Raw genomic sequence first — 11,487 nt, 5'->3', positions numbered from 1 at the left:
TCAGCGGCCGTTGAACACGGGTTCGCGCTTGGCGACGAAGGCCTTGGTGGCCTCGCGGTGGTCCTCGGTCTGGCCGCAGTGCACATGGTGCGTGGCCTCCAGGTCCATGCAGTCGTCGACCTCGCCGGCCAGCGCGCGGTTGAGGTTTTCCTTCATGTAGCGGTAGGCCACGGTGGGGCCGGTGGCCAGGCGCAGCGCCAACGCGCGCGTGCGCTCGGCCAGTTCCTCGGGTGCGCAGACCCAGTTCGTCAGGCCCAGGCGCAGCGCCTCGTCGGCACCCACGCGCTCGGACAGGAAGTACAGCTCGCGCGCCTTGGCCGTGCCCACCAGCTGCGTGAGGAAGTAGCTGCCGCCGTAGTCGCCCGAGAAGCCGACCTTGGCGAAGGCCGTGGTCATGACGGCCGTGCTGGCCATGATGCGCAGGTCGCAGGCCAGCGCCATTGCCAGGCCGGCGCCGGCCGCCGCACCGGGCAGCGCGGCGATGGTGGGCTTGGGCATCTTGAACAGCTCGCCGGCCGTGGCGCGCTGGTTCACGCGCTGGCGGTGGATGGCCTGGTCGATGGTCTGCGCGCCCACGGTGCCGTCGCCGCTGGCGGCCATGCCCTTCACGTCGCCGCCGGCGCAAAAGCCCTTGCCGGCGCCGGTCAGCACGATGCAGCGCACGGCGTGGTTGAACTCGGCCAGCGCCAGTTGCTCCTGCAGCGCGGTGTTCATGGCGCGGCTCATGGCGTTGCGCGCGTCGGGGCGGTTGAGCGTCAGCGTCAGCACGCCGGCGTCGAGTTGGGCCAGCAGGTCGGGCGTGCCGGTATCGATCACGGTGGGTTCGGGCATGGAGGGGCTCCTGGTGGGTTTCAGTGGTAGCGGAAGCTGGCGTTGGAGACGACGGTCTTGTCGCCCACCCGCCCTTCGAAGACCAGTTGGCCGGGGCCGTCGTGCCAGCCAAGGATGCGCAGCCGGTCGCCCGGGTAGACCGGTGAGGAAAAGCGCAGGCCGAGCGCATGGAAGCGCGCCGCGTCGCCGCCACACAGCGCGCCCAGCAGCAGCTGGCCGCAGTGGCCATAGGTGCACAGGCCATGCAGGATGGGCTGCTCGAAGCCGCCGAACCGGGCCGCCTCGGGCGCGATGTGCAGCGGGTTGTAGTCACCCGAGAGCCGGTAGATGTGGGCCTGGTTGGCCGGGATGTCCACCGACAGATCGAGGTCGGGCGCGCGCTCGGGCATGGTGCGCTTGGTCGAGCGCGCGATGCCGGCGCCCTCGAAGGGCTCGATGTCGCCCAGCGCCGCCACGCCGCGCCGGAACGAGCCGCTGACCATGCGCACGCAGACCCGTCCGCTGGCATCGATGACCTCGGCCTCGACCTCGGCGAAGGCCGCGCCGCGCGGGCGCGGATGCACGGACAGCAGCCGCGCGCGCACCTGCACGGTGCCCTCGGTGGGCAGCGGCGCCAGCTGTTCCAGGTAACGCTCGGCGTCCAGCATGAGCGGGCCCGGCGAGTTCGGGATGGCATCGGTGTCGAGCTTGAGGCCGGCCGCGCCCCAGCGGATCGCGAAGGTGGGGAACACGGCGAACTGCGGATGCTGCTCGTAGACATGGCGCAGGTCGCTGCAGCCGATGCCCACGGCGTACAGCAGCACGTCGCGCTGCGCGTAGGCGATGGAGACGGGATCGCTCCAGGGGCCGGGTTGGTCGTCGGGCAGCAGCGCGCGCGGGCGGTAGGTGGGCATGGGCTTGTCTCCTTCGGAATGCGTTCAGGCTTGTTGTGCCTGTTGCGCCCATTGCCAGGCACGCCGCGCGCGCGGCGCGGCGCTGGCGCCGGCCGCCTTGGCCTGGGCGCTGGACGCCGTGCCGGCCTCCACGCGCTTGGCGATGCCCTGGGCGATGGCCGCCAGGCGGAACAGGTTGTAGGCCATGTAGAACGACCAGTCCTGGCGCAGCACCGCGGGCGTGCTCAGGCCGCTGTTGGCGCAGTACATGGCCATGTAGGCGTCCAGCGAGGGGATGCCCAGCGCCGCCAGGTCCAGCCCTTCCAGGCCGCGCTGCGTGGACGGCTCCACATGCCAGACCATGCAGTGGTAGCTGAAGTCCGCGAGCGGGTGGCCCAGCGTGGAGAGCTCCCAGTCCAGCACGGCCAGCACGCGTGGCTCGCTGGGGTGGAAGATCATGTTGTCGAGCCGGTAGTCGCCGTGCACGATGCAGGCCTTGTCGTCGCGGCCGCTGGCCGGGATGTTCAGCGGCAGCCAGGCCAGCAGCGCGTCCATCTCGGGGATGGGCTGCGTGATCGAGGCCTGGTACTGCTTGCCCCAGCGGCCGATCTGGCGCTCCAGGTAGTTGCCGGGCTTGCCGTAGCCTGCCAGGCCACGTTCGGCGAAGGGCACGCGGTGCAGCGCGGCGATCACGCGGTTCATCTCGGCGTAGTGGGCGGCACGCTCGGCGGGCGCCATGCCGGGCAGGGCCGGATCCCAGAGCACGCGGCCTTCCACATGCTCCATGATGAAGAACACGCGGCCGATCACGGATTCGTCGCTGCACAGGGCCAGCATGCGCGCCACGGGCACGCCGCTGCCGTGCAGGGCCTGCATCACGGTGTACTCGCGCTCCACCGCGTGCGCGCTGGGCAGCAGCTTGGCCGCGGGGCCGGGCTTGGCGCGCATCACGTAGCGCTGGCCGGGCGTGGCGATGCTGTAGGTGGGGTTGGACTGGCCGCCGGGGAACTTGCTGACGGTCATGGGGCCGGTGAAGCCTTGGACGTTCTGGGTCAGCCAGCGGTGCAGTGCGGCTTCGTCGAAGCCGTGGGGAGTGGATGAGGTTTCAGTCATGTCGGTTGTCCATGAAGGGCCGGGGCCGAGCGCAGCGATGGGCCGGCTGTGACCCCGCTCCCGGGGCCCCTGTGCCCACGCCGAGGAGCGCAGTGGACTGGGCGGCGCGGGGAACCTCGCGCTTCAACATCTGACTCATCGTGCTTGTCTGAGCGGAGAGAGCGCAGCGAACGCAGCGAGTTGCACGATGCGCCCAGGCCGCGAGCACCGCAGGTTGGCCGGAGCGCCAGCGGAGGGTCGTGGGGACCGGGGCCGCCCTTTCTTTGGTTACTTTCTTTCGGCGAAACGAAAGAAAGTGACTGCGCTGCCGGGCGCACATCCCGGCCTCTGGCGCCAGCAGGAAACACGACGTCTGATCGAGGTGAGGAGGTGGGGGCTTCACCCCCACACCCCGACTTACTTTCTCTTGCTTCGCCAAGAGAAAGTAAGCAAAGAGAAGGCGACCCCGGTGCCCCTGTCCCTCCGCTGCGCTCCGGGCAACCTGCGGTGCTCGCGCCATGGGCTGCATTGCGCAACTCGCACCGTTCACTGCGTTCACTCAGCTCGAACAAGCGCAATGAGTCAGTTATTGAAGCGCAAGGTGCCCTTGCGCAGCCCCTGGCGCTGCGCTCCTCGGCAGGGGCACAGGGGACAGTCCCATTCGGGCCATCGCTGCGCTCGGCCTGAGGTTCGGGCCATTGCTTCGCTCGGCCTCGGGTTGCGGGCGGCGGCGCCATCAGTGGTAGGCCTCCAGGGCCTCATCCAGGGTTCGCTCCAGATCCGCCGCCGTCGCGCAGTGCGACATGCTGGTGCAGTAGGGCCGGTAGCGCAGCATCGCGCTGTCGCCCGTGCCCCAGCGGCCCTCGGCCTCAGGGCAGAGCCAGACCACGCGCTTGGCGCGGCCGGCCAATTCGGCGAACAGGTCCAGCCGCGGATCGGCACCGTTGCTGCGGCCGTCGCCGAGCACGATCACGGTGGTGCGGCGGTCGATGGCGTCCCAGTGCCGGTCGTGCAGGTCGACCCAGGCCTGGCCGTAGTCGGTGGAGCCGTTGCCGACCTCCTTGAGGATCAGCGCCATCGCGTCGTCGAAGGGCAGCTTTTCCAGCGGCTCGGCCACGTCCTGGAGGCGGTTGGAAAACGCGAAGCTGCGCAGGTCGCCCACCGCGTCGTGCAGCGCGTAGAGGAACAGCAGCAGGAAGCGCACATGGGACGCCACCGAGCCCGAAACGTCGCAGACCGCGACGATGCGTGGCTTGTCGCGGCGGCGGTGCTTGAAGGCCAAGGTGATGGGCACGCCGTCGTGGCCGGCGTTCGCGCGCATGGTGCGGCGCAGGTCCAGCTGGCCGCGCAGCTCCACGCGCTGGCGGCGGGCGTGGCGCGCCGCGAGCTTGCGCGCCATGCGGGCGACGGCCGCCTTCATGCGCTCCATCTCTGCCGGTGCCATGCGGCCCAGTGCGCGCGTGACGACCACCTCGGTCATGAAGGCCTCGGTGGCGGGCTTGCCGAAGATGGCGTAGCGCTGCTGCACGACGGCGCGGGCCTGGCGGCGCAGCTGGTCGCGCGCGGCTTCCAGGGCCTGCACCTCGGCCTGGGCCTCGGGGTCGCCACGGCGTTCGGCCAGCCGGGCCTCGAGCGGTGCGATGCCCAGCGCCTCCAGCGTCTGGCGCGCGTAGTAGCCGGTCTGCGTGGCGAAGCGGATCTCGTCCACGCCGGCGCTCGCGGCAGCGCGTGCGAGCGCAGCGGCCAGCGCATCGCCGCCCTGCCCGTCCGCACCGGGCTGGGCCAGGTCGAGCAGCGCGTCGACTGCCGCGTCGCCGGTGCGCAGCCGCGCGGGAGCCTGGTCCATCGCCACGGGCTGCGGCCGGCCGAAATAGAGGTCGAAGACCTCGTCGTGGATCTGCTTCTCGTCCTCGGACTTGGCCAGCACCAGGCCCAGCGCCGCCTTGAGGCCGGTGCGGTCGGCATAGCCCACGAGCGCCAGCGCACGTGCCGCGTCGATGGTCTCGGCCGTGGACGCCTCGGCCCCCGCGGCCCGCAGCGCACGCACGAAGCCGGCGAGGATGCTGTCCATCACCCGGCGGCCAGCGCGGCCTGGGTCATCTTGGCGATCCGGCCTTCGACCTCGCGCACGTCGGTCTCGCGCTTGAGCAGCACGCCCAGCGTGTCGCGGACCGTCTGCTCGTCGAGCACGCTCGCGTGCAACAGCATCAGCGTGCGCGCCCAGTCCACGGATTCGGCGATGGAGGGCGGCTTGCGGATGTTGTCGGCCCGCAGCGCCTGCACGAAGGCCACGAGCTGGGCCAGCAGCTGGTCCTGGATGCCGGGCACGCGTGCGCGCAGCACGCGCTGCTCCAGCGCCGCGTCCGGAAAACCGATGTGCAGGTGCAGGCAGCGGCGCTTGAGCGCGTCGCCGAGCTCGCGCGTGTTGTTGGACGTGAGGATGACCAGCGGCGGCACCTCGGCGCGGATGGTGCCGATCTCGGGGATGGTGACCTGGTAGTCGGCCAGCACCTCGAGCAGCAGGGCCTCGAAGGACTCCTCGGACTTGTCGATCTCGTCGATCAGCAGCACGCTGCCGCCGGGCTGCTCCATGGCTTGCAGCAGCGGGCGCGGCTCCAGGAAGTCGCGCGAGAAGAACAGGTCCTGGAAGCCCGCGAGCTTGCCGAAGGCGCTGGACAGCGTGTCGGCATCGTCCACCAGCAGGCCGATCTTCTCCTTGAGGATCTGCGTGTAGAGCAGCTGCTTGCCGTACTTCCACTCGTACAGCGCCTTGCTGTCGTCCAGACCCTCGTAGCACTGCAGGCGCAGCAGTTCGAACTGCAGGGCGCGCGCGGCCGAAACCGCCAGCTCGGTCTTGCCCACGCCGGCCGGGCCTTCGATCAGCACCGGCTTGCGCAGGTGGTGGGCCAGGTAGAGCGCGGTGGCGATGGGGCGCGAGGCGATGTAGCCCACGCGTTCGAGCAGGGCGGTGACGCTGTCGACGGACGCGAGGCCCGCTGGCGTGCTGGGGGGGAGTGCTGCGTTCATCCGGCCAGTATGGAAGGGCTGCTGCGCGCCGGCAGTCCAGGGCGAGACAGCAGCACCAAGGGTTTTCCTCGGGTTCAGTCGAGGGAAGCGAAGCGCTCCAGGTGGTGGTCTGCGTCGCCGAAGCGCTGGCCGGCCGTGGTCAGGCGGCGGAACGTGTGCGAGACCTTGAGCTCCTCGGTCATGCCCATGCCGCCGTGCAGCTGCACGGACTCCTGGCTGATGAGCCGGGCCGCGTCGGCGATCTTGACCTTGGCGGCCGACACCGCGCGGCGGCGCTGGTCGGCATCGACAGCGCCGTCGACACGCGCCGCGGCCAGGATGGCCATGGAGCGGGCCTGCTCCAGCGTGATCAGCATCTCGACCATGCGGTGCTGCAGCACCTGGAACGAGGCGATGGGCGTACCGAACTGCTTGCGCGTCTTGGTGTACTCCAGCGTGGCCTCGTGGGCGTAGCGCATGGCGCCGATGGCGTCGGCGCACTGCAGCGCGCAGGCGAAGTCCAGGGCTTCGTCAAGCTGTGGCTGGGCCGTGCCCTGTGCTCCCAGCAGCGCGTCGGCGCCGAGTTGCACGGAGCGAAAGGCCACGTCGGCCACGCGCCGGCCATCCACCGTGCGGCTGGGGTTCAGCGTGACACCGGCCGCACGCGGGTCGATCACGAACAGGCTGGTGCCGCCCTGGGTGCGGGCCGAGACGATGAGGCGCGCCGCGCTGGCCGCGCCGACCACCACGCTCTTGGCGCCGTCCAGCACCCAGCCTGCGCCACTGCTGCGCGCGGCGGTGGTCGCTGGCACCTGCGCGTAGCGGCGGCCCGGCTCCAGGTAAGCCAGGGACAGCGCGGCCGAGCCGTCGGCCAGGCCCGGCAGCAGGGCTGCACGCTGCGCCGCGCTGCCCGTGCGCGCCACCAGGCGGCCGGCCACGATGCCGTCGAGCAGGGGCTCGACCACGAGCGCCTCGCCGAAGGCTTCCATGACGGGCATCAGGTCCACCGCACCACCGCCGAAACCGCCATCGGCCTCGGGCAGTGCGATGGCCGTGAGGCCCATCTCGGCGAAGGCGTGCCAGGCGGCATCGCTCTGCCCCTGCGGAGACGCGATCACGGCCTTGCGCTGCTCGAAGCCGTAGTGGCTGGCGAGGTACTTGCGGACCGACTCGGAAAGCTGCTGTTGTTCGTCGCTGAGTTCGAAGTTCATGTCGTGTTCCCGCTCACAGCCCGAGGGTCATCTTGGCGATGATGTTGCGCTGGATCTCGTTGGAGCCGGCGTAGATGCTGGCCTTGCGGTAGTTGAAGTAGCGCGGCGCCAGGCGCGAGGTCACGTGGTCGATGGCGCCGCCCTCCTCCGCCTGGAACAGCTGGGCCGTGGGGCCGGCGGCCTGCATCATGAGCTCGGTGATCATCTGCTGCACCTCGGTGCCGCGGATCTTGAGCATGGACACGTCGGCGCCGGGCGGCTGGCCGCTGCGGCGCATCTTGTCCAGAAAGCGCATCGAGGTCAGTTCCAGCGCGTCGAGCTCGATCTCCACGCGCGAGAGCCGGTCGCGGAAACGCGGGTCGGCCATGAGCGGCTTGCCGTCTTTCTGCTCGCGCCGGGCCAGGGCCTTGAGCGCGGCCAGTTCGCGGCGCGAACCGCCCACGTTTCCCGAGCCCATGCGCTCGTGGCCCAGCAGGTACTTGGCGACGGTCCAGCCGCGGTTCTCCTCGTGCACGAGGTTCTCCACCGGCACCACCACGTCGTCGAAGAACACCTCGTTGACCTCGTGGCCGCCGTCCATGAGGATCAGCGGGCGCACCGTGATGCCGGGTGTCTGCATGTCGATGAGCAGGAAGCTGATGCCTTCCTGGCGCTTCTCGGCCGTGGCGTCGGTGCGCACCAGGCAGAAGATCCAGTCGCCGAAATGGCCCAGCGTGGTCCAGATCTTCTGGCCTGTGACGCGGTAGACGTCGCCGTCGCGCACGGCGCGCGTCTTGAGCGCGGCCAGGTCCGAGCCGGCGCCGGGTTCCGAGTAGCCCTGCACCCAGAAGTCCTGCCCCTCGCGGATGCGTGGCAGGAAGCGCTCCTTCTGCTGCGGCGTGCCGAACTTGAGCAGCACCGAGGCGCACATGCTGGGCCCGAAAGGCGGCAGCGCGGGCGCGCCGGCCAGGCCGAACTGCTCGTCGTAGAGGTAGCGCTGCGTGGTGTTCCAGCCCGTGCCGCCCCACTCCACGGGCCAGTGCGGCACGGCCCAGCCCTTGGCGGCCAGGATGCGGTGCCAGCGCAGGATGTCGTCCTTGGACAGGCCCTTGTAGTGCGTGACCTTGTCGCGGATGTCGGCGGGCAGGTTGGCGTCCAGCCAGCCGCGCACCTCGTCGCGAAAGGCCAGTTCTTCGGGGGAGTAGTTCAGGTCCATGGGGGTTTCCTCAGACGGCGGTCTGGCCGGGCAGCTGCCGCGTGACGGGGTGCGAGCTCGACAGCCCGCCGTCCACCGCGATGGCCTGGCCGTTCACATAGCTGCTCTGGTCGGACGCGAGGAACAGCGCGACCTGCGCCAGCTCTTCGGGCTGGGCGGCGCGGCGCAGCGGGTTCAGGCGGCCGAGCTTGTGGTCCACGCCCTTCTCGCGCGCGTAGTCGAAGGTGGGCTGGGTCATGCCGGTCTCGGTCAGGCCCGGGCAGATGGCGTTGACGCGCACATTGCTCTCGCACAGCTGCTGGGCCGAGACCATGACCAGGTTGATCACGCCGGCCTTCGACGCCGAATACGCCGGCCCGCCCGCACCCGAGCGGATGCCGGCCACCGAGGCCGTGCAGATGATGGAGCCGCCGCGGCCCGCTTCAGCCAGGGCCTTGCCGGCGTGCTTGACCATGAGCCAGGGGCCGATCAGGTTCACGCGCAGCACCTCGGTCCAGGCCTCGGGTGTCAGCTCGAAGATGCCGGCGCGGCCGCCCGAGATGCCGGCGTTGGCGAAAGCCACGTCGAGCTGGCCGTACTGCTGCTGCGCGGCGGCCACGAGCCGGGCCACGTCGGGCTCCAGGCCTGCGTCGATCTGCAGCGCCACGGCCTGGCCGCCGGCCTCCTGCACGGCGCGCGCGGTGGCGTGCACGGCCTCGGTCTTGTCGCCCAGCACGAGCCGCGCGCCCTCGGCGGCGAAGCGCAGCGCCGCAGCGCGGCCGATGCCCGAGCCGGCGCCCGTGATGATGGCGACCTTGCCGCTCAGTTGTTCCGCCATATGGCTTGTCCTCGTGGTGTTGGAATGGGAGGGCCAGCGTGCCAAAGCGGCGCGGCGCCTGCGATCACTTGCGCGACAGAAGGGCCAGCCCTCATGCGGGCTGCGCTGCGGGCAGGGCCTTCTCCCAGCTGTCGTCCCACTCCATCACGGAGTGGCGCTGGCCCACGGCGCGCACCTGGCGCTGCGGCGGCACGTAGCTGACGGGCCGCATGGGGCTCCTGATCTCGTCGTTGGCCACCGGGCGCTTTTGCAACCGGCGCGCCGGGTCGGCGATCGGCACGGCGGCCAGCAGCCGCTTGGTGTAGGGGTGCTGCGGGTTGCCGAAGACCTCCTCGCGCGGGCCGATCTCGACGATCTCGCCCAGGTACATCACGGCCACGCGGTGGGCGATGCGCTCGACCACGGCCATGTCGTGCGAGATGAACAGGTAGGCCAGGCCCATCTGCTCCTGCAGCTCCAGCATCAGGTTGATGACCTGGGCCTTGACCGACACGTCGAGGGCGGAGACGGATTCGTCGGCCACGATCAGCCGCGGCTTGAGCGCGAGCGCGCGCGCGATGCAGATGCGCTGGCGCTGGCCGCCCGAGAACTCGTGCGGGTAACGGCTGGCCATGTCGGGGGCCAGGCCCACACGGCGCAGCAGTTCGGCCACCTGGGCCTGGGCCTCGGCGGGCGTGGCCAGGCCATGGATCAGCAGCGGCTCGGCGATGGCCTCGCCGATCTTCATGCGCGGGTTCAGGCTGGCGTACGGGTCCTGGAAGATCATCTGCATGTGGCGGCGCTGCTCGCGCAGGGCGGACTTGGGCAGCTTGAGCAGGTCCTGTCCGTCGAGCAGGATCTCGCCGGCCACGGGCTCATCCAGCCGCAGGATGGAGCGGCCCGTGCTGGTCTTGCCGCAGCCCGATTCGCCGACCAGCGCCAGCGTCTCGCCGGGCTGCAGGCTGAACGACACGTTCTCCACCGCGTGCACGCGGCCCGTGACCTGGCCCAGCATGCCGCCACGCACCTCGAAGCGCGTGGTGAGCTGGCGCACCTCCAGCACCGGCGGCACGCCAGTGGCCACGGTGTCGGCCACCTCGGTAGGCACGTCGCTCAGGCCCGTGGCCCGGTCCACCACCGGAAAGCGCATGGGCCGTGCACGCCCGTGCATCGCGCCCAGGCGCGGCACGGCCGACAGCAGCGAGCGCGTGTAGGGGTGTTCGGCGCGCGCAAAGATGTCCTGGGTGCTGCTGCTCTCGACCGCCTTGCCGTTGTACATGACCACCGTGCGGTCGGCGATCTCGGCCACCACGCCCATGTCGTGCGTGATGAACAGCACGGCCATGCCCTCCTCGGCCTGCAGGGTCTTGATGAGCTCCAGGATCTGGGCCTGGATGGTCACGTCCAGCGCTGTCGTGGGTTCGTCTGCGATCAGCAGTTGGGGCCGGCAGGCCAGCGCCATGGCGATCATGACGCGCTGGCGCATGCCGCCCGAGAAACGGTGCGGGTGCTCGCCGAAGCGCGTCCTGGCGGCTGGGATGCGCACCTTTTCCAGCAGGCGGATGGTCTCGGCCTCGGCAGCGGCGCGGTCCAGGCCGCGGTGCAGCACCAGCGCCTCGGCGATCTGGAAGCCGATGGTCAGCGAGGGGTTCAGGCTGGTCATGGGCTCCTGGAAGATCATCGCGATGCGGTTGCCGCGCACCTGGCGCATTTGCGGCTCGCTGAGCTTCAGCAGGTCCTTTCCGTCGAACAGCACCTGGCCGGCCTCGATGCGGCCGGGCGGCTCGGGGATCAGCCGCATGATGGACATGGCCGTCACGCTCTTGCCGGAGCCGGACTCGCCGACCAGGGCCAGGGTCTGGCCGGCATGCACGTCGAACGAGACGTCGTCGACGGCGGTGAACAGGCCGCGCTCGGTCTGGAAGCGGGTGGTGAGGCCCTGGACTTGCAGGATGGGTGGCATATCAATGGTCCTCACAACGAGTTGCCCGCAGGGCGAACAGAAGCGCGGCCGAGCGCAGCGATGGCCCGTGTGTGACCCCGCTCCCACCCCTGTGCCCACGCCGAGGAGCGCAGTGGCCTGGGCGGCGCGGGGAACCTCGCGCTTCAACATCTGACTCATTGCACTTGTTCGAGCTGAACGAACGCAGTGAGTGGTGCGAGTTGTGCAATGCGCCCAGGCCGCGAGCACCGCAGGTTGCCCGGAGCGCCAGCGGAGGGTCGTGGGGACCGGGGCCGCCTTCTCTTTGGTTACTTTCTCTTGGCGGAACAAGAGAAAGTGACTGCGCTGCCGGGCGCACATCCCGGCCTCCGGTGCCAGCAAATGACACTACGGTGGATCGAAGTGAGGAGGTGGGGGCTTCTCCCCCACACCCCGACCTACTTTTCTTGTCCCGCCAAGAAAAGTAGGCAAAAGAAGGCGACCCCGGTGCCCCTGTCCCTCCGCTGGCGCTCCGGGCAACCTGCGGTGCTCGCGCCATGGGC

General features: G+C 70.3%; 9 protein-coding genes. All 9 read right to left on the bottom strand.

Features of this window, described 5'->3' with window-relative positions:
* Complete coding sequence (locus ASF45_RS30245; protein ID WP_056672458.1) at positions 1-831, bottom strand: enoyl-CoA hydratase; 831 nt, start codon at positions 829-831, stop codon at positions 1-3.
* A gap of 20 nt (positions 832-851) precedes the next feature.
* A complete protein-coding gene (locus tag ASF45_RS30240) occupies positions 852-1,724 on the bottom strand; it encodes a MaoC/PaaZ C-terminal domain-containing protein (RefSeq protein ID WP_056672455.1) in 873 nt (290 codons plus the stop codon).
* A gap of 24 nt (positions 1,725-1,748) precedes the next feature.
* The gene (locus tag ASF45_RS30235) at positions 1,749-2,816 is read right to left on the bottom strand and encodes a phosphotransferase (protein WP_056672453.1); all 1,068 of its coding nucleotides are present in this window, start codon (positions 2,814-2,816) and stop codon (positions 1,749-1,751) included.
* A 715-nt stretch (positions 2,817-3,531) separates the two neighbouring features.
* Positions 3,532-4,866 carry a VWA domain-containing protein gene (locus ASF45_RS30230; RefSeq protein ID WP_056672450.1) on the bottom strand — a complete coding sequence of 445 codons (1,335 nt, stop codon included), beginning with the start codon at positions 4,864-4,866 and terminating at the stop codon, positions 3,532-3,534.
* Positions 4,866-5,822, bottom strand: coding sequence for a MoxR family ATPase (locus tag ASF45_RS30225; protein ID WP_056672448.1), 957 nt, complete (start codon positions 5,820-5,822; stop codon positions 4,866-4,868). Before ASF45_RS30225 ends, ASF45_RS30230 begins: the two co-directional genes overlap by 1 nt.
* Positions 5,823-5,896: 74 nt before the next feature.
* A complete protein-coding gene (locus ASF45_RS30220; protein ID WP_056672446.1) occupies positions 5,897-7,012 on the bottom strand; it encodes an acyl-CoA dehydrogenase family protein in 1,116 nt (371 codons plus the stop codon).
* A 13-nt stretch (positions 7,013-7,025) separates the two neighbouring features.
* Positions 7,026-8,207: an acyl-CoA dehydrogenase family protein gene (locus ASF45_RS30215; RefSeq protein WP_056672444.1), complete on the bottom strand. Its 1,182-nt coding sequence runs from the start codon at positions 8,205-8,207 to the stop codon at positions 7,026-7,028.
* Positions 8,208-8,217: 10 nt separating this feature from the next.
* A complete protein-coding gene (locus ASF45_RS30210) occupies positions 8,218-9,024 on the bottom strand; it encodes an SDR family NAD(P)-dependent oxidoreductase (protein ID WP_056672441.1) in 807 nt (268 codons plus the stop codon).
* Positions 9,025-9,115: 91 nt separating this feature from the next.
* Positions 9,116-10,966, bottom strand: coding sequence for an ABC transporter ATP-binding protein (locus tag ASF45_RS30205; RefSeq protein ID WP_056672439.1), 1,851 nt, complete (start codon positions 10,964-10,966; stop codon positions 9,116-9,118).
* Positions 10,967-11,487: the final 521 nt, after the last annotated feature.

Source organism: Pseudorhodoferax sp. Leaf265, assembly GCF_001422365.1.
Taxonomy (GTDB): domain Bacteria; phylum Pseudomonadota; class Gammaproteobacteria; order Burkholderiales; family Burkholderiaceae_C; genus Pseudorhodoferax.
Note: the sequence above shows the minus strand (reverse complement) of the source record. Positions and strands in the feature narration are given on the sequence as shown.